We start from the raw sequence: 16,933 nt of genomic DNA on the forward strand, positions 1-16,933 counted from the left end.
GGGGCCTTCTTCGCCCCAGCCCTCTCCCGCGGGTCAGCGGTCTTTGGTTTTGTAGGAGCGAGCTTGCTCGCGAACGGATTCACCGGCCGCGCTGGAGCTGGGCGGGTTCGCGAACAAGCTCGCTCCTACAGGGAACCTGCCTCCAGCGCCTCGGCGGGAATCGCCGCCTCCTGGGTCTTGATCACCTTGGTGACGATATAGGTGAAGTAGCGCTCGATCCCCACGTCCTCCAGCAACAGCTGGTCGATGAAGCGCTGGTAGTGGTCGATGTCGCGCGCCTGGATCATCGCGATGTAATCCACCCCGCCACCGGTGGCGTAGCAGAAGCCGACCTCCGGCGACTGCTGCAGGCGCTGCTCGAAACGCCTCATGTCCTGCGCTGTATGCCGCGCCAGGGTGATCTCCACCAGCACCTGCTGCTGCTTGAACAGCGCCGGCCAGTCGATCTGCGCGCGGTAGCCCTTGATCAACCCGGCCTCCTCCAGCTTGCGCACACGCTCCCAGGCCGGGCTGACCGAGAGGTTGATCGCCTCGGCCAGGCTCGACTTGGTGATGCGCCCGTCGCCAGCGAGGATGCGCAGGATCTTCAGGTCGTAGCGGTCGAGCTTGATCATGACGGGCTCCGTTCAGTCCAGTACCTCGGCGACCACCGCCAGGGTGTCGCCACTCTGCACCAGGCCGGGGAAATGCCGCGCGGCGAGGATGCCGCTGCGCTTGGCGCGGTACTCCACCGGCGCGGCGCCGGTGCGCAGCACGTCATGCACCCGCGCCAGCACTTCACCACGCTCGACACGCTCGCCCAGGTCGCGGCACATCTCCAGCAGGCCGCCATGCTCGCTGGCGACGAAACAGTCAGCGTCGGGCATGTCGAGCATCACCGACTTCGCCGGCTCGATCTCGCCGCGCAAAATGCCAGCCTCAACCAGCAGGTTGCGCACACCACGCCGGGCGATGGCCACGGTGCGCGCGCTGCTGGTGCCACCGCCACCCAGTTCGGTGGTGACGAACAGCTTGCCCTGTTCCTCGGCGGCGCTGTCGTACATGCCCACCGCATCCAGCTCCAGCATGCGCATGGCGTAGGGCGCGGCGAAGGCGCGCATCAGCGCCTCGCTGGCTTCCTGCTGGGCCTTGTCCGGCAGCACGTGGCAGGCGGCGAAGGGCAGGAAATCCAGGGTCCGGCCGCCGGAGTGGATGTCCAGCACCACGTCCGCCAGCGGCAGCAGAGTGCGCTGGAAGTAGTCGGCGATCTTCTGCGTCACCGTGCCGTCCGGGCGGCCGGGGAAGCTGCGGTTGAGGTTGCCGGCGTCGATGGGCGAGGTGCGCTTGCCGGCATGGAACGCCGGCGTGTTCATGAACGGCACGATGATTACCCGGCCGCGCACATCCTCGGTGCGCAGTTCCTGGGCCAGGCGGCTGAGCGCCACCGGGCCTTCGTACTCGTCGCCGTGGTTGCCGCCGGTGAGCAGCGCGGTGGGGCCGTCGCCGTTCTTCACCACGCAGACCGGGATCATCACTGCGCCCCAGGCCGAATCGTCCCGCGAGTAGGGCAGCTTGAGGTGGCCGTGCTGCACGCCGTCGCGCTGGAAGTCGACGCTGGCGGCGATGGGGTTTTCGCGCAGCTCTTTATCCAGGGACTGTGTCATCGCCTCACTCCTTCACGAACAGCTGGCGCGGGTAGTTGCAGAAGGTCTCCACGCCGCGCTCGGTGATGTGGATGCTTTCGGTGATCTCCAGACCCCAGTCATCCATCCACAGGCCCGGCATGAAGTGGAAGGTCATGCCCGGTTCCAGCACGCTGTTGTCGCTCGGGCGCAGGCTCATAGTTCGTTCGCCCCAGTCCGGCGGGTAGCTGATCCCGATGGGGTAGCCGCAGCGGCTGTCCTTGTGGATGCCGAACTTCTCCAGCACGCCGAAGAAGGCACGGGCGATGTCGCCGGTGGTGTTACCCGGCTTCGCTGCGTCGAGGCCCGCGGCGATGCCTTCGACCACGGCTTTTTCCGCATCGAGGAAATGCTGCGGCGGCTTGCCGAGGAACACCGTGCGCGACAGCGGGCAGTGGTAGCGCTTGTAGCAGCCGGCGATCTCGAAGAAGGTGCCGGCGCCGCGCTCGAAGGGCGTGTCGTCCCAGGTCAGGTGCGGCGCGCTGGCGTCGGCGCCGGTGGGCAGCAGCGGGACGATGGCGGGGTAGTCGCCGCCGTGGCCGTCAGCGCCGAGGATGCCGGTGCTGTAGATCTCGGCGACCAGCTCGTTCTTGCGCATGCCCGGCTCGATGCGCTCGACGATGTGCGCGTGCATCTTCTCGACGATGCGCGCGGCGACGCGCATGTACTCGATCTCGCGCGGCGACTTCACCGCGCGCTGCCAGTTCACCAGGGCCGTGGCGTCGACGAACCTGGCGTTCGGCAGGTTCGCCTGCAGCGAGCCGAAGGCGGCAGCGCTGAAGTAGTAGTTGTCCATCTCCACACCGATGCTCCGGCTCGCCCAGCCGCGCGCGGCGATGACCTCGCGGGACAGGTAGTCCATCGGGTGACGCTCGGTGGACTGCACGTAGTGGTCGGGGTAGCCGACGATGTTGTCCGCCTGCATGAACACGGTACGCCGTGCGCCGTTCGCGTCCTGGCCGCGGCCGAACCAGACCGGCTCGCCGTCCAGCGCCAGCAGCACGCACTGGTGCACGTAGAAGGACCAGCCGTCGTAGCCGGTCAGCCAGGCCATGTTCGATGGATCGGTAACCAGCAGCAGTTCAATGCCGCGCTGTTGCATGCTGGCGCGGACCTTGGCGATCCGCTGGGCATATTCCTCCCGGCTGAAGGGGAGGTTGACGACGATTTCGGACATGCGGAAATCCTCTTTCGGTTTTTGTTTTTTGCTTTTGTAGGAGCGAGCTTGCTCGCGAACCCGCCTAGCTTTAGCGCTGCCGGGGAACCCGTTCGCGAGCAAGCTCGCTCCTACAGGTCAGTGATTAGCTGTGGAACTTGAATCCCTTGCCCATCCGCTGTGCCCGCTGGAAGGCCAGGCCGGCGATGGCGGTGTCCTGGGCGCCGGTGCCGGTGAGGTCGCAGAGGGTGATGTCCTCGGCGCGCACGCGGCCCTGGCGCAGCCCGGCGATCACCTGGCCGAGCTCGGCGAAATCCGCGTCGAGGCTGACGCTGCCGGCCGCCACCGCGTGGTGCAGCTCGCCCAGCACCAGGGTCTGGCTGAGGCGGTCAGCGACGTAGTGGTCGACGGCGGCCAGCGCTTGGGCGGCGATCTCGTTCTTGTGCTCGGCGTCCGAACCCATGGCAGTGATGTGCAAGCCGGGGCGCAGGTGTTTTTTCTGGATCAGCGGTTCGCGGCTGGGCGTGGTGGTGATGGCGATGTCGGCGCCTTCCAGCGCTTCGTCGATGCTGGCGCAAGGCGTGACCGCAATGCCCAGGCTACCGCTCAGCTCTTCCGCACATTGCCGCGCCTTGGCGATGTCCCGCGCCCAGACGCTGGCACCTTCGATGGACCGCACCAGGCACAGCGCCTTGAGCTGCAGCCGCGCCTGTTCCCCGGCGCCGATCAGCGCGACCTGGCGCGAGTCCTCGCGGGCCAGCCATTTGGCCGCCACTGCGCCAGCGCAGGCGGTACGCACGGCGGTGAGGTAGCCGTTATCCAGCAGCAGCGCGTCGAGCAGGCCGGTCTTGGAGGACAGCAGCATCATCATGCCGTTGAGGCTGGGCAGGCCCAGCTTGGGATTGTCGAAGAAGCCGGGGCTGACCTTGATGGCGAAGCGCGGCAGGCCCGGCAGGTAGGCGGTCTTCACGTCGACTTCGCCGTTGTGCTCGGGCACGTCCAGGCGAAGGATCGGCGGCATCGCCACCGGCGCCGTGGCCAGCAGGCGGAAGGCCTGTTCGACGGCGTCGAGGCTCTCCCGGTCTATCGCCACGCAGGCGCGCAGGTCGGCTTCGCTGAGCAGGGTGACGTCAGCCATGGGCAGATTCCTCGAGGATTTGTTGGTGTTGTTCGATGGCGATGTTGCGGCCGCTGACCACCACCACCACCGGGCCGACCGGCGCGATCAGGCCGTCGAGCAGCGCGGCGATGCCGACGGCGGCGGCGCCTTCGACCACCTGCCGCTCCTCGCGGTAGGCGTGACGGATACCGGCGGCAATGGAGGGCTCGTCGAGCAGGTGCAACTGGTCGCAGTAGTCACGGGCGAGTGCGAAGGTGTAGCGGTTGTCCAGTCCGATACCGCCGCCGAGGGAGTCGGCCAGGGTCGGCAACTCTTCCACGTCCACCGGGTGACCGGCGGCGAGGCTGGCGGCCATGGCGGCGCCACGGCGCATGCTGATGCCGTGCACGCGGATGCTCGGGTCCGCCTGCTTGAGCGCCAGCGCCACGCCACCGAACAGGCCGCCGCCGGAGAGCGGTACCAGCACCTGGCGCACGTCCGGCAGTTGTTCGAGGATTTCCAGGCCCAGGGTGCCCTGGCCGGCGATGATCTGTGGGTGATCGAAGGGCGGCAGCAGCGCCGCGCCCTGCTCACGGGCAATGCGTTCGGCTTCGGCCTGGGCGTCGTCCTGGCTGTTGCCGACGATGCGTACCTCGGCGCCCAGTTCGCGGATGGCCTGGACCTTGTTCGCCGGCACCAACTGCGACAGGCAGATGGTGGCGTGCACGCCGAGCACGCGCGCGGCGTGGGCCAGTGCCCGGCCGTGGTTGCCGGTGGAGGCCGCGACCACGCCCTTGGCCTTCTGCTCATCGCTGAGCTGAGCGATCGCGTTGCTCGCGCCGCGCAGCTTGAAGCTGCCGGTGATCTGCTGGGATTCGAGCTTGAGGTACACCGGCGCCCCGAGCAGACGCGACAGGCTGGGCGAATGCTCCAGCGGCGTCTGCCGCACCAGGCCCTGGATGCGCTGGCGTGCTCGGTACAGCTCGACGAGGGCAATCGGCTCCATCTCGACCTCCGGGGAATGCAGTGGGGCCGAGTGTAGGGGCGGGAAATTGTCGCGATGAATGTACTAGGACGATGTCGTCTTCAGCAGTGATTTCCGCAGGACGGGGCGCAACAGCCAAGAGCTTTCGTAGGGCGCATAACGCGCCAGCGTTCTCCGCTGCAGTAAGCCGGCGGGAAAAGGCCTGAGGTTCGCGCAGAATGTTTCGCGTAGGAGCGAGCTTGCTCGCGAACCCGCCCAGCGTCAGAGCCGACGGGAAGTCCGCTTCGCGAGCAAGCTCGCTCCTACAAACCAGCCGCTTCAGAAGTCGTGAATCTTCGGGTACTGCCCAAACAGCTCGCGCATGTCCTCCAGCGCGGACACCATGCGCTCGTCGCTGCATTCCGCCCCCATGCACAAACGCACCGCGCGAGGCCTGGGCGTGCCGCGCACCATGAAGGGATCGGGTGGCGTGACGGCGATGTGCCGGTGGCGCAGCTCGCGCACCAGGCTGTCCAGCTCCCAATGCTCGGGGATGCCGATCCAGGCGCTGAGGGAGTGCGGATCGCAACCGCGCAGATGCTCGCCAAGATGGTCGCGCACCAAGCCCTGGCGCTTCTCCAGAACCTGGCGCTGCAGGCTGATCAGCGCCTGGGCGTTGCCATTGCGAATCCACCGTGAGGCGACTTCCGCCAGCAACGGCGTGGCCATCCAACTGTTCACCCGCAGGATGCTCTCGGTGCGCAGCGCCAGCCGCCGCGGCATGGCCAGGTAACCGATGCGCAGGCCGGTCAGCACGCTCTTGGTGAAGCTGGTGCAGTAGAACGACAAGTCCGGCAGGTAGTGGCTGAGCGGTGGCGGGCGGCGCTCGCCAAGCAGCGGGCCGTAGACGTCGTCTTCGATCACGTGAACGCCGTAGCGCTGGGCGATGGCGGCGATCTCGCGGCGGCGCGCGTCGGGCATCAGGCAGGAGGTTGGGTTGTTCAGGTTGGGCGTGCAGACCAGCGCGGTGATGCGCTCGTTCGCGCAGAGGTCTTCGAAGTGCTCGGGGTCGATGCCCTGCTTGTCGATCTCCACGCCCTTCAGGGTAAAACCCAGTACCTGGGAATTGCCGATCACGCCGTGGTCGGTGAGCTGTTCGCAGAGCACCACGTCATCCGGCCCGGCCAGTGAGGCGAGCGCCAGGAAGATGCCGTGGGCGGCGCCGTTGGTGATCAGCACGTCATCGCGCTCGCGCTGCAGGCCCAGCTGCGACAGCCACTGCACACCGGCATCGCGGTGCGCATCGAAGCCGGCGACCGGGCGGCAGGCGCGCATCCAGGGCTGGTCGGTTTCCTGCGCCAGCGCGCGGCAGGTGTCCTGCCAGAGGCGGTCGTGCTCGCGCGTGTGGACGATGCTGGCGATGGAGAAATCCACCAATGCGCGCTCGGGGTGGTCGACCATGTAATGGGCCATGCCCTCGGTCATCCGCCGCGAGACGAAGCTGCCACGCCCCACCTCGCAGCGCACCAGACCCTGGCGTTCCAGTTCCTTGTAGGCATTGGTCACCGTCTGCACGCTGATCCCCAGGCCATCGGCGACGTGGCGCTGCGGCGGCAAGCGCTGGCCGTCGCTCAGGCGGCCCTGCTCGATGTCGCCGGCAATGGCCTGCACCAATGTCTTGTACTTGGATTCGCCGACCCGCAGGTCGGCCAGGGCGCGACGCCAGGCTTCCATCTTCAGCGCTCCGTCTGGTCAGGGGTGCAGAGTGACCGACCAGCACACCGGCGGCAATTGTCCTAGTGCAATGTCGATAAAGAAGTGGCTTGCGTATGCTCGGGCGCAGGACACCGCATGGCACACCGGGCCGCATTGTCAGGCCCGCGCAGAAAAAACCGCCGGATGCGTTCGTCGCGACGGTGGCTTTTTCCCGCCGCGCAGCTGTCGATCGGGAAGAGCCGCAAGGCGCCCGGCCTTAGTCTGGCGTCGAGCTTCTCGGCAACGTCTGCGACAGCGCCGAGAGAACTTCGGAAGGCCCCACCCAGGGCCCGACCTACAAGAACAACAGTCGTACGACATTGCTACCTGCCATCCATCGCCGCGCGCCATGAGCGTTCGGCAAGAGAAGTCCAGGAGATCCGAAGATGAGTACCGCCCCTGTTTTCCTGCGCCGCCTGAGCCTCGCCTGTACCCTCGCCGCCGGCGCCCTGGCCAGCGTCGGCAGCTACGCCGAAACCACACTGGAACGCATCCAGAGCACCGGCACCGTGCGCATCGGCTACGCCAACGAAGCGCCCTTCGCCTACACCGAGACGTCCGGCAAGGTCACCGGGGAATCCCCGGAAATCGCCACGCAGATCTTCACGAAAATGGGCGTGAAGAAGATTGAGCCGGTACTCACCGAATGGGGCGCGCTGATCCCCGGCCTGCGCGCTGGCCGCTTCGACGTGATCGCCGCCGGCATGTACATCACCCCGCCGCGTTGCCAGCAGGTGATCTTCACCGACCCCCACTACCAGATTCCCGACACCCTGCTGGTGAAGAAGGGCAACCCGAAGAACCTGCACAGCTACGCCGACGTGAAGAACAATCCGGACGTGAAGCTGGCGATCATGTCCGGCACCGCCGAGATGGGCTACGCCCGCGCCGAAGGCGTGGCGGAAGAGCAGATCGTCCAGGTGCCGGATACCACCGCACAATTGCAGGCCGTGCGCGCCGGCCGCGCCGATGCCAGCGTCGGTACCGCGCTGACCATGAAGGGCCTGGCTGCCAAGGGCGGTGACGCGGTGGAAGCCATAACCGACTTCAAGGACGACCCTTCGCACATCGGCTACGGCGCCCTGGCCTTCCGCCCGGAGGACAAGGACCTGCGCGACGCGGTGAACCAGCAGCTCAAGGACTGGCTGGGCGGCACCGAGCACTTGGCGACGGTGAAACCGTTTGGCTTCGACAAGTCCAACGTCACCGACAAGACCGCTGCCGAGCTCTGCAAACAGTGACCGTCGCGGGCGCGCGCCTGCCATAGGACGCGCCCGGCCGGCCATTGAGTCGAACCTGTCGTTACAGGATGCGCATCATGGGTGAATTACTTCCTCTGCTGCTGCAGGGCGCCTGGGTCACCGTTCAGGTGACTGTCTTCGGTTCCCTGCTGGCGGTGGCCGCCGCCATTCTTGCCGCGCTCGGCCGGCTCGCGCCGTGGCCGGCGGTACGCTGGCTGGCGATCGGCTACATCGAGCTGTTCCGCGGCACATCGCTGCTGGTGCAGCTGTTCTGGCTGTACTTCGTGCTGCCGCTGCCGCCGTTCAACCTGGAGATGAGCGCCTACAGCGTGGCGATCATCGGCCTGGGCCTGCACATCGGTGCCTACGGCGCGGAAGTCATGCGCGGCGCCATCGGCTCGGTGCCCAAGGGGCAGTACGAGGCGGCGCTGGCGCTGAACATGACTCCGTTCACGCGCTTTCGTCGGATCATCCTGCCGCAGGCGCTGCTCTGTGCGATTCCGCCGGGCACCAACCTGCTGATCGAGCTGCTGAAGAACACCTCGCTGGTGTCACTGATCACCCTCTCGGACCTGACCTTCCGGGCGCGCCAGCTGGACCAGGCGACCTTCGAGACAATGAAGATCTTCGCCCTCACCCTGGTGCTGTACTTCGTCATGGCCCAGCTCATCGTCTTCCTCATGCGGCGCCTGGAGCGCTGGCTGGGGCACGGCCGCAGCCACGGAGGCCTGTGATGAAACTCTTCGACTGGGACTTCGCCTGGCAGATCCTGCCGCAACTGCTGCACGCGTCGCTGCGCACCATCGCCATCACCCTGGTGGGCTTCGCCCTGGCGGTGGTGTTCGGCCTGCTCTTCGCCATCGCCAGGCGCAGCCGCCACGCCTGGCTGTCGTGGCCGGCGGCCTGGCTGATCGAGTTCATCCGCAGCACGCCGCTGCTGATCCAGGTGTACTTCCTGTTCTACGTGCTGCCGCTCTACGGGCTGAGCATGACCGCACTGGTGGCCGGCACCCTGGGCATCGCCCTGCATTACGCCTGCTACACCGCCGAGGTCTACCGCGCCGGCCTGGAAGCGGTGCCGCGCGGGCAATGGGAGGCGGTTACCGCGCTGAATTTCTCGCCCTTCAAGGCCTACCGCGAAGTGATCCTGCCCCAGGCCATCCGCCCGGTATTGCCGGCGCTGGGCAACTACCTGATCGCCATGTTCAAGGACACCCCGGTGCTCTCCGCGATCACGGTGGTGGAAATCATGCAGCAGGCGAAGAACATCGGCTCCGACAGCTTCCGCTACCTGGAGCCGATCACCCTGGTCGGGGTGTTCTTCCTGCTCATCTCCATCAGCCTGGCCAGCGTCGTGCGCCAGGTGGAAAAACGCACGGCGCTGCCATGACTGACTCTTCCGGAGGAAAACCGATGACTGTTCACTCCCTGCAAACTGCCGGAGCCATGTCCTCCCGCGTCGCCACCGAGGATTCGCCGACCGCGCGCGCCGAGGCAGCCCAGCCCATGGTCAGCTTCCGCAACGTGTGCAAGAGCTACGGCAGCTTCAGCGTGCTCAAGGACCTCAACCTGGAAGTGGGCGCCAACGAGAAGGTCGCCATCATCGGCCCCAGCGGCTCGGGCAAGTCGACCCTGCTGCGCGCGCTGATGACCCTGGAGACCATCGACAGCGGCGTGATCGAGGTGGACGGCGAACCGCTGACCCACCTCAAGCGCAACGACGCCCTGGTGCGCGCGCCGGAAAGCCACGTGCGCAAGGTGCGCAGCAAGATCGGCATGGTGTTCCAGAGCTTCAATCTGTTCCCGCACATGAGCGCGCTGCGCAATGTGATGGAAGCGCCGGTACAAGTGCTCGGCATGCGCCGCGACGAAGCGCGCGAACGGGCGGTGGAGCTGCTCGAGATGGTCGGCCTGGGCAACAAGCTCGAGCACTATCCTTCGCAGCTTTCCGGCGGCCAGCAGCAGCGCGTGGCCATCGCCCGCGCGCTGGCAATGCGGCCCAAGGTGATGCTGTTCGACGAGGTGACCTCGGCGCTGGACCCGGAGCTGTGCGGCGAAGTGCTCAACGTGGTGCGCAAGCTGGGCGCCGAGCACAACCTGACGATGCTCATGGTTACCCACCAGATGGGCTTCGCCCGCGAGTTCGCCGACCGCGTGTGCTTCTTCCATCAGGGCAGCATCCTCGAGCAGGGCAGCCCGCAGCAGTTCTTCGGCAACCCGAAGCACGAGCGGACGCGGGCGTTCCTGAGTGCGGTGAACGAGGCGAACTGATGGATTCGGAGGCTTTGCCTTACCTGTTGGACCGAGGGGGCGCCTAGCCCTCGTTCCTACAAAAAGCAGCCTTCAGGCGTCTGCGACGAAGCGGAAGCCGGCGCCTTCGGCGTCGGTGCGCATCACTTCCATCTCAAGAATCGGTGCATCGAAGGGCATGTCCTGCACCTGGCCGGTGACCCGCGTCCCCGCGGGCAGTGCGGCGAGCACTTCATGGCGAACGTAGACGCCGCCGTCCGACAAATCACGGGTGTGGCCGAACACGTCGCCGAAGTCGGGGTGGCTGATCTTGATCCGGCACTTCATCGGGGTCCGCGGGTACTGCCTTTGGTTGGCCATGGATGGCATCCGTCCTGAATGTCAGCGCATTAATGGGCCTCAAACCCATGGGTCAGGTCAAGCCAGCAGTTGCAGCAGCAGCCAGAGATTGGCGGCGCTGATGACGCAGAACAAGGTCCACGCCAGCACGCGGGTCAGCAGGCTGTTGACGAACTCGCCCATCAGCGCGCGATCGCTGGTGAAGCGGATCAGCGGCCAGAGTGCGAAGGGCAGTTGCAGGCTGAGCACCACCTGGCTGAGCACCAGCAGCTTGCCGATCGCCTTGTCGCCCAGCATCAGCACGCCGATCAGCGCCGGGATCAGTGCCAGCGCGCGGGTGATCAGGCGGCGCTGCCAGCAGGGGATCTTCATCTGCAGGAAGCCTTCCATGATCACCTGCCCGGCGATGGTGCCGGTGAAGGTGGAACTCTGCCCCGAAGCGAGCAGCGCAACGCCGAAGAGAATCGCCGCCAGCCCGGTGCCCACCAGCGGTTCGAGCAGGCGGTAGGCGTCCTGGATTTCGGTGACGCCGGTGTGGCCGGTTTCGTGGAAGGCCGCGGCGGCGAGGATCAGGATGGCGGCGTTGATCAGCAACGCGAGGCTCAGCGAGACCACCGTGTCGATGCGCGTCAGGCGGATCGCCGCGGCCTTGCCGTTGCTGCCGCTTACCTGGCGCGTCTGCACGATGGAGGAATGCAGGTAGAGGTTGTGCGGCATCACCGTGGCGCCAAGGATGCCGATGGCCAGGTACAGCGGTTCGCGTTGGCTGATGGCGTCCCAGCTGGGCAGGAAGCCGGCGGCAACGTCCGGCCAGTGCGGCTTGATGAGGAGCAGCTCGACCAGGTAGCAACCGCTGATGGTGATAATCAGGCCGAGCATGATCGCTTCCAGGTGGCGGAAGCGCTGGCCCTTGAGGCCGAGCACGATGAGCGTGTCGAAGGCGGTGAGGATGACGCCGGTGACCAGGTCGACACCCAGCAACAGGTGGAAGGCGAGGGCGCAGCCGAGCACTTCGGCAAGGTCCGTGGCGACGATCGACAGTTCAGCCAGCAGCCATTGCAGGCGCGCCCCGCCCAGGCTGTAGCGACTGCGTGAGAGCTGCGCCAGGTCTTGCCCGGTGACAATGCCCAGGCGCATGGCCAGGCATTGCAGGACCATGCCGGCGAGGCTCGACAGCAGCACCACGAACAGCAACTGGTAGCCGAAGCCGGAGCCGGCTTCGATGGCGGTGGCCCAGTTGCCCGGGTCCATGTAGCCGATGGAGACCAGCAGGCCGGGGCCGGCGAACTGCAGGATGCGCTTCCACAGTGGCGCGCTGGCCGCGACCTGGATGCTGCCTTTGACTTCCGAGGGGCAGAACGGCGCGGTGGCGGTGGTCGGCAGGCCGAGCATGGGCGAGGTTCCTGGAGCGTGGGACGTTCAGCCTGACGTCCCGCGCTTCAACAATCCAGGGGCGCCGCGCCTATCGGGTCGATTGAGCGGGGCGCGCTCAGTACCACTTCGCCTCGCCTTCGGGCCGCTTCTTGAAGCGCTTCATGGTCCACATGTACTGGCTCGGATACGCACGCACGTACTTGGCTAGCTCGCGGCTGAGCGCAGCCACGGACACCTCCATGTCCTTGTCGTACATGTCCGCCGGCGCGGCTTCGAGGATCACCTTGTAGCCGCTGCCATCGGGCAGGCGCACGGCGTGGAAGAACACCCCGCGCGCCTTGCCGCGCGAGAGCAGCGACGGCACGAACTTGCTGGTCAGCGCCGTGGTGCCCAGGTAAGGCACGAACAGGCCCGAGCCGAGGTCCGGTTCCGGATCGCAGGGAATACCGACGCAGCCGCCGTTCTTCACTTCCTTGATCACACTCTTGATGCCTTCGGGCGTGGACGGCGCGACGCGGTTGCCCAGTTGCACGCGCTGCTTTTTCAGCAGGTCGTCCACCGCCTTCAGCTTGGGCGGACGGTAGAAGATGATCGGCTTGGCGTAGGAGCAGTAGAAGTGGTTGAGCACTTCCCAGTTGCCCAGGTGGCTGGTGATGCCGACCAGGCCGTCACCGGAGGCCAGCGCTTCTTCCAGCACTTCCATGCCTTCCACTTCGCGGATGTACTGCAGCGACTTCTGCGGCGACCACATCCAGGCGCAGGCGCTCTCGGTGAGCGTGCGACCGATGTCCATCAGGCTCCGGCCGACGAGCTTTTCCAGCTCGGCTTCGGACAGCTCGGGGAAGCAGTGCGACAGGTTGATCCGCACGATCTCGCGGGAGCGGTTGGGCAGCTTCCACATCAGCCAGCCAATGCCCGCGCCCAATGCGCCCACCGCGCGCCACGGCAGCATGGCGAACAACCGCAGGAAGCCCACCACCAGTGCGCCCTTGAATTTCTCCACGGAAAACTCCTTCAAGCATATGGCGGCCATTGTAGCCGCTCGCGCCGGTATTTCGGGCATCGCCGGCCGCCTCCACCTTGCCTCCACACAATCAGCACAGAGCGAACACGCGGCGCCCACACCGCGCGCGCAACCTGCAGCCATCCGATCCACAGGCCCGGAGGCCCGCGATGCGTACCCGAACCTTACTTGCACAGTTGTGCTGCCTGCTGATGGCCATGAGCGCCAGCCTGGCGGCGTTGGCCGACGACGACAGCGCCTTGAATGAAAACAATGCCAGCCCCTACTTCTTCGTCGAGAGCGCCGACGCGTCCGTCGATGCACTGCCGCTCAAGGCGACCCGCGTGGATGCCCGCGTGCTCGGCAACATCGCCGAGGTGAGGGTGACCCAGGAGTACCGAAACCAGGGCGCGACGCCGCTGGAAGCGCGCTATGTCTTCCCTGCCTCGACCCGCGCCGCCGTCCACGGGATGACCGTGCGCCTGGGCGAACGGGTGATCCAGGCGCAGATCCGCGAGAAGCAGAAGGCCCAGGCCGAGTACCAACAGGCCAAGAGCGCGGGCAAGACCGCCGCGCTGCTGGAGCAAGAGCGCGAGAACGTGTTCCAGATGCAGGTCGCCAACATCCTGCCCGGCGACGTGGTGCAGGTAGAGCTGCGCTACAGCGAGCTGCTGGTGCCCACTGACGGACGCTATCAGTTCGTATTCCCCACCGTGGTCGGCCCGCGCTACAACGGCAAAGGCACTTCCGGCAGCGGCAACCAGCCGTGGATTTCGACGCCCTACCTGCAACAGGGCCAGGCCTCCGCCACGCAATTCGCCCTGCAGATGGAGTTGCTCGCACCGGTGCAGATCGGCGAGATTGCTTCGCCCTCGCACCACATCGAAATTCAGCGTGACGGTCAGCGCGCCACCCTCCACCTGGCCGCCGACGAGGCTGCCGGCAACAACCGCGACTTCATACTCGACTATCGTCTGGGCGGCGATCAGGTGCAAAGCGGCCTGCTACTGTCGCGCGGCGCGCAGGAGAACTTCTTCCTCGCCATGGTCACGCCACCGCGCACGCCGGATGCCAGGCTCATCGTGCCGCGGGACTATGTGTTCATCGTCGACGTATCCGGCTCCATGAACGGCTTCCCGCTGGACACCACCAAGGCCCTGCTGCGCGACCTGATCGGCCGCCTGCGCCCGAGCGACACCTTCAACCTGCTGCTGTTCTCCGGCGACAACCGCAAGCTCGCCGACACTTCCCTCGCGGCCACGCCGGCCAACCTCCGCCGCGCCACCGACATGCTCAATGGCGAACAGGGCGCCGGCGGCACCGAACTGATGCCGGCCCTGCGCGAAGCGCTGGCGATGCCCACCGACCCGGAGCGTTCGCGCAGCTTCGTGGTGATTACCGACGGTTTCGTCAGCGTCGAAAGCAACGCCTATCAACTGGTCCGCGAGAACCTGGGCAAGGCCAACCTGTTTGCCTTTGGCATCGGTACCTCAGTGAACCGTAGCCTGATCGAAGGCCTGGCGCGGGCGCGGCAGGGCGAGCCCTTCATCGTCACCGACAAGGCATCGGCCGGGGAGCAGGCCGAGCGCTTGCGCCGCATGATCGACAGCCCGCTGCTGCAAGGTCTTCGCGCGAGCTTCGAAGGGCTGGAGGTCTACGACGTCGAACCGCAGCAACTGCCCGACCTCTTCGCCAATCGCCCACTGGTGCTGTTCGGCAAATGGAAGGGCGAGCCCCGCGGCGAACTGCGAATCGATGCCCACGCGGCGGATGGCCCGTTCCAGGCACGCCTGCCGATCAGCGCAACCGGTCTCGGTGAGAACCGCGACGCCCTCGCTCACCTCTGGGCGCGTAAACGGCTGGCCAGCCTGATGGACCAGGAAGCCCTCGATGGCGGCTTTGAATTCAGCTCGCAGATTCTCGACCTCGGCCTGAAGTATCAGCTGCTCACGCCCTATACCTCGTTCATCGCCGTCGACCAGCAAGTGCGCAACCCCGATCCGCAGGCGATCCAATCCGTTGATCAACCCCTGCCGTTGCCCCAGGGCGTGAACAACAGCGCTATCGGCAGCACGGTGCCGGGCACACCCGAACCCGGCGTCTGGGCCATGCTGCTGTTCGCCGGCCTTGGCGCATGGTGGTGGCGGAGGAAGGCGGCATGACGCGCCGCCTGCCTGGCTGGAGCTGGTTGGCACTCGCCGCGCTCGCCGCTTGGCCCAGTTGGTTGTGGGCCGTACGCCGGCTGGGCGATGGCTCGGACGATCCGCTGGGAATCATCGCCCTGGCGGCGCTGGGACTGTTGCTCTGGCGTGACCGCTCCAGCCTGCGGGCGCAGCCGCGGCTGATATGGCTGGCGCTCGCGGTGGGCTTGCTGCTGGTGGCGACGCTCAGCCAGTCGCTGCTGCCGCCGCTGTTGCGCGGGCTGGCCTCGGTGCTGGCACTGTTGCTGGTGATCCTCAGCCTGCGCTCGCCCGATCAACCCTGGCTGTCCTGGCTCGGCCTGGGTTTCCTGTCTCTGCCGCTGCTGTCGTCGCTGCAATTCTTCGTCGGTTATCCGCTGCGGGTGATCACCGCCGAGGTCAGCACCTGGCTGTTGCGCCTCGGCCCCTGGTCGGTGGAGCGGCAGGGCAGCGCGCTGTTGGTCGATGGCCAGTGGATCATGGTCGATGCGCCCTGCTCGGGCATCCAGATGGCCTGGGTCGGCTACTTCGCCGCCTGCGCGCTGGCGGCCTGGCTGCGCCTGCCAGACCGGCTGTTGCTGCGCCGGTTGCCGCTGGTGGGCATGCTGGTGTTGGGCGGCAATATCCTGCGCAACACGCTGCTGGTGTGGGGCGAAAGCAGGGCAAGTGGATTTCCCGGCTGGGCGCACGAAGGCGTCGGCTTGCTGGTGTTCGCGGTGGTGTGCGGAGTGATCCTGCGGGTGATCGGGCGGCGTTCATTCGAGGCGCCTGCGCTGGGCGATTCAGCGTGCTCCACGGCACCGGCAAGCGTCCAGGCAACTTTCCTGGGCGCATTGCTGCTGGCAATCATCTGGCCGCTGTGGGCGCCGGGTTCCGCCGCCGCAAATGTGAGCGCGCCTCACGAATGGCCGGCGCAGTTCGAAGGTCGGCTGTTGCGGCCACTCGCTCTTTCTCCGGTGGAGCAACGCTTTGCTGAAGGCTTCCCCGGCCAGCTCGGCCGCTTCACCGATGGCCAGCGCAGCATCGTGCTGCGCCAGGTGCTGCGGCCGACGCGCAAGCTGCACCCGGCGGAAGACTGCTTCCGCGCCATCGGCTACCACATCGAGCAGACGCAACTGCACAAGCGCGTGGGAGCAGAAGGTTTGCAGCGCTGCTTCGTCGTCACGCGCGACGGCGTGACGTTGCAGGTCTGCGACTACATTCAGGACGCTGCCGGCCAGTCCTTCTCCGATACTTCGGCCTGGTACTGGTCGGCACTCTCCGGGCGTTCCACGGGACCATGGCTGGCCGTCACCCTGGCCAGCCCGCTGCCTTAGGCGCGGGTCAGCTGGGCGTAGCGGTCGCAGTCGGTGGTGTGGTCCATCACCATGCCGGTGGCCTGCATGAAGGCGTAGCAGATGGTCGGGCCGACAAAGTTGAAACCGGCCTTGCGCAGCGCCTTGCTCATCGCCTCGGCCTCGGGCGTCACCGCCGGCACCTGGCCACGTTCGCTGAAGTGATTGACCTTCGGCTTACCGCCGACGAAGGACCAGAGGAACGTCACCGGGTCATCCAGCTCCAGCCAGGCCCGGGCGTTCTGCCGCGCCGCCTTGAGCTTGGCGAAGTTGCGGATGATGCCCGGGTCCTGCATGCGCTCCTCGATCTCCTCGTCGCTCATGCGCGCCAGGCGCTCGGGATCGAAGCCGAACAGCACCTCACGGTAGCGCTCACGCTTCTTCAGCACGGTGATCCACGAAAGCCCCGCCTGCGCGCCTTCGAGAATGAGCATCTCGAACAACGCCCGCGCATCGCGCTGGGGCACGCCCCATTCGGCATCGTGGTAGGCGATGTACAGCGGGTCGTCGTTACACCAGAAGCAGCGGGGCATGGCGATCGTCCTGACAAGGAAAGTCCGACTATAGACAATTCACT

Annotated in this window: 16 protein-coding genes; 6 read left to right on the plus strand and 10 right to left on the minus strand. The window is 66.5% G+C overall.

What is annotated here, in order from left to right; all coding sequences use genetic code 11:
- Positions 1-125 precede the first annotated feature (125 nt).
- The 6 genes from A6723_RS30090 to A6723_RS30115 form a co-directional block, all read right to left on the minus strand.
- The gene (locus A6723_RS30090; RefSeq protein ID WP_054907569.1) at positions 126-614 is read right to left on the minus strand and encodes an Lrp/AsnC family transcriptional regulator; all 489 of its coding nucleotides are present in this window, start codon (positions 612-614) and stop codon (positions 126-128) included.
- Between the two features lie 12 nt (positions 615-626).
- A complete protein-coding gene (doeB, locus tag A6723_RS30095) occupies positions 627-1,643 on the minus strand; it encodes a N(2)-acetyl-L-2,4-diaminobutanoate deacetylase DoeB (RefSeq protein ID WP_054907570.1) in 1,017 nt (338 codons plus the stop codon).
- Positions 1,644-1,647: 4 nt separating this feature from the next.
- Complete coding sequence (doeA, locus tag A6723_RS30100; RefSeq protein ID WP_054907571.1) at positions 1,648-2,838, minus strand: ectoine hydrolase DoeA; 1,191 nt, start codon at positions 2,836-2,838, stop codon at positions 1,648-1,650.
- 124 nt (positions 2,839-2,962) lie between these two features.
- Positions 2,963-3,955: a cyclodeaminase gene (locus tag A6723_RS30105; protein WP_054907572.1), complete on the minus strand. Its 993-nt coding sequence runs from the start codon at positions 3,953-3,955 to the stop codon at positions 2,963-2,965.
- A complete protein-coding gene (gene eutB / locus A6723_RS30110; RefSeq protein ID WP_054907573.1) occupies positions 3,948-4,922 on the minus strand; it encodes a hydroxyectoine utilization dehydratase EutB in 975 nt (324 codons plus the stop codon). The genes A6723_RS30105 and eutB overlap by 8 nt, the downstream gene beginning before the upstream one ends.
- 297 nt (positions 4,923-5,219) lie before the next feature.
- The gene (locus tag A6723_RS30115) at positions 5,220-6,614 is read right to left on the minus strand and encodes a PLP-dependent aminotransferase family protein (RefSeq protein WP_054907574.1); all 1,395 of its coding nucleotides are present in this window, start codon (positions 6,612-6,614) and stop codon (positions 5,220-5,222) included.
- Between the two features lie 407 nt (positions 6,615-7,021).
- Here A6723_RS30115 and ehuB point away from each other — a divergent pair, with 407 nt between their 5' ends.
- The 4 genes from ehuB to ehuA all read left to right on the plus strand — a co-directional run bounded on the left by ehuB (position 7,022) and on the right by ehuA (position 10,147).
- Positions 7,022-7,876 (plus strand): ectoine/hydroxyectoine ABC transporter substrate-binding protein EhuB, encoded by an 855-nt coding sequence (gene ehuB / locus A6723_RS30120; protein WP_054907575.1) that lies wholly within the window; start codon positions 7,022-7,024, stop codon positions 7,874-7,876.
- A 77-nt stretch (positions 7,877-7,953) separates the two neighbouring features.
- Positions 7,954-8,610 carry an ectoine/hydroxyectoine ABC transporter permease subunit EhuC gene (gene ehuC / locus A6723_RS30125; RefSeq protein ID WP_054907576.1) on the plus strand — a complete coding sequence of 219 codons (657 nt, stop codon included), beginning with the start codon at positions 7,954-7,956 and terminating at the stop codon, positions 8,608-8,610.
- Positions 8,610-9,266 carry an ectoine/hydroxyectoine ABC transporter permease subunit EhuD gene (gene ehuD, locus A6723_RS30130; RefSeq protein ID WP_024765019.1) on the plus strand — a complete coding sequence of 219 codons (657 nt, stop codon included), beginning with the start codon at positions 8,610-8,612 and terminating at the stop codon, positions 9,264-9,266. The genes ehuC and ehuD overlap by 1 nt, the downstream gene beginning before the upstream one ends.
- Positions 9,267-9,322: 56 nt before the next feature.
- Positions 9,323-10,147: an ectoine/hydroxyectoine ABC transporter ATP-binding protein EhuA gene (gene ehuA / locus A6723_RS30135; protein WP_054907636.1), complete on the plus strand. Its 825-nt coding sequence runs from the start codon at positions 9,323-9,325 to the stop codon at positions 10,145-10,147.
- A gap of 72 nt (positions 10,148-10,219) precedes the next feature.
- On the opposite strand, the gene A6723_RS30140 is transcribed toward ehuA, so the two are convergent.
- The 3 genes from A6723_RS30140 to A6723_RS30150 all read right to left on the minus strand — a co-directional run bounded on the left by A6723_RS30140 (position 10,220) and on the right by A6723_RS30150 (position 12,842).
- Complete coding sequence (locus A6723_RS30140) at positions 10,220-10,486, minus strand: PilZ domain-containing protein (protein WP_024765017.1); 267 nt, start codon at positions 10,484-10,486, stop codon at positions 10,220-10,222.
- Positions 10,487-10,543: 57 nt separating this feature from the next.
- The gene (locus A6723_RS30145; RefSeq protein WP_054907577.1) at positions 10,544-11,857 is read right to left on the minus strand and encodes an Nramp family divalent metal transporter; all 1,314 of its coding nucleotides are present in this window, start codon (positions 11,855-11,857) and stop codon (positions 10,544-10,546) included.
- Positions 11,858-11,954: 97 nt separating this feature from the next.
- Complete coding sequence (locus tag A6723_RS30150; RefSeq protein WP_045214198.1) at positions 11,955-12,842, minus strand: lysophospholipid acyltransferase; 888 nt, start codon at positions 12,840-12,842, stop codon at positions 11,955-11,957.
- Positions 12,843-13,012: 170 nt separating this feature from the next.
- On the opposite strand from A6723_RS30150, the gene A6723_RS30155 reads away from it, so the two are divergent.
- Both A6723_RS30155 and xrtQ read left to right on the plus strand, forming a co-directional pair.
- Positions 13,013-15,004: a VIT domain-containing protein gene (locus A6723_RS30155; protein WP_054907578.1), complete on the plus strand. Its 1,992-nt coding sequence runs from the start codon at positions 13,013-13,015 to the stop codon at positions 15,002-15,004.
- Entirely contained in the window at positions 15,001-16,338 is a 1,338-nt protein-coding gene (xrtQ, locus tag A6723_RS32315; protein ID WP_218187769.1) for an exosortase Q, read from the plus strand. Before A6723_RS30155 ends, xrtQ begins: the two co-directional genes overlap by 4 nt.
- Here the strand turns inward: xrtQ and A6723_RS30165 are convergent.
- Positions 16,335-16,889, minus strand: a complete 555-nt coding sequence (locus tag A6723_RS30165; RefSeq protein WP_054907579.1) for a DNA-3-methyladenine glycosylase I — start codon at positions 16,887-16,889, stop codon at positions 16,335-16,337. The two genes, xrtQ and A6723_RS30165, sit on opposite strands and share 4 nt — an antisense overlap.
- Between the last annotated feature and the right edge of the window lie 44 nt (positions 16,890-16,933).

Source organism: Pseudomonas sp. AU11447, assembly GCF_001672555.2.
GTDB classification, from domain to species: domain Bacteria; phylum Pseudomonadota; class Gammaproteobacteria; order Pseudomonadales; family Pseudomonadaceae; genus Pseudomonas; species Pseudomonas nitroreducens.

What these genes read in the sequence shown, in the direction of transcription:
- A6723_RS30090 (WP_054907569.1), bottom strand. Translation starts at nt 614, where the DNA reads ATGATCAAGCTCGACCGCTACGACCTGAAGATCCTGCGCATCCTCGCT.
- doeB (WP_054907570.1), bottom strand. Translation starts at nt 1,643, where the DNA reads ATGACACAGTCCCTGGATAAAGAGCTGCGCGAAAACCCCATCGCCGCC.
- doeA (WP_054907571.1), bottom strand. Translation starts at nt 2,838, where the DNA reads ATGTCCGAAATCGTCGTCAACCTCCCCTTCAGCCGGGAGGAATATGCC.
- A6723_RS30105 (WP_054907572.1), bottom strand. Translation starts at nt 3,955, where the DNA reads ATGGCTGACGTCACCCTGCTCAGCGAAGCCGACCTGCGCGCCTGCGTG.
- eutB (WP_054907573.1), bottom strand. Translation starts at nt 4,922, where the DNA reads ATGGAGCCGATTGCCCTCGTCGAGCTGTACCGAGCACGCCAGCGCATC.
- A6723_RS30115 (WP_054907574.1), bottom strand. Translation starts at nt 6,614, where the DNA reads ATGGAAGCCTGGCGTCGCGCCCTGGCCGACCTGCGGGTCGGCGAATCC.
- ehuB (WP_054907575.1), top strand. Translation starts at nt 7,022, where the DNA reads ATGAGTACCGCCCCTGTTTTCCTGCGCCGCCTGAGCCTCGCCTGTACC.
- ehuC (WP_054907576.1), top strand. Translation starts at nt 7,954, where the DNA reads ATGGGTGAATTACTTCCTCTGCTGCTGCAGGGCGCCTGGGTCACCGTT.
- ehuD (WP_024765019.1), top strand. Translation starts at nt 8,610, where the DNA reads ATGAAACTCTTCGACTGGGACTTCGCCTGGCAGATCCTGCCGCAACTG.
- ehuA (WP_054907636.1), top strand. Translation starts at nt 9,323, where the DNA reads ATGTCCTCCCGCGTCGCCACCGAGGATTCGCCGACCGCGCGCGCCGAG.
- A6723_RS30140 (WP_024765017.1), bottom strand. Translation starts at nt 10,486, where the DNA reads ATGGCCAACCAAAGGCAGTACCCGCGGACCCCGATGAAGTGCCGGATC.
- A6723_RS30145 (WP_054907577.1), bottom strand. Translation starts at nt 11,857, where the DNA reads ATGCTCGGCCTGCCGACCACCGCCACCGCGCCGTTCTGCCCCTCGGAA.
- A6723_RS30155 (WP_054907578.1), top strand. Translation starts at nt 13,013, where the DNA reads ATGCGTACCCGAACCTTACTTGCACAGTTGTGCTGCCTGCTGATGGCC.
- xrtQ (WP_218187769.1), top strand. Translation starts at nt 15,001, where the DNA reads ATGACGCGCCGCCTGCCTGGCTGGAGCTGGTTGGCACTCGCCGCGCTC.
- A6723_RS30165 (WP_054907579.1), bottom strand. Translation starts at nt 16,889, where the DNA reads ATGCCCCGCTGCTTCTGGTGTAACGACGACCCGCTGTACATCGCCTAC.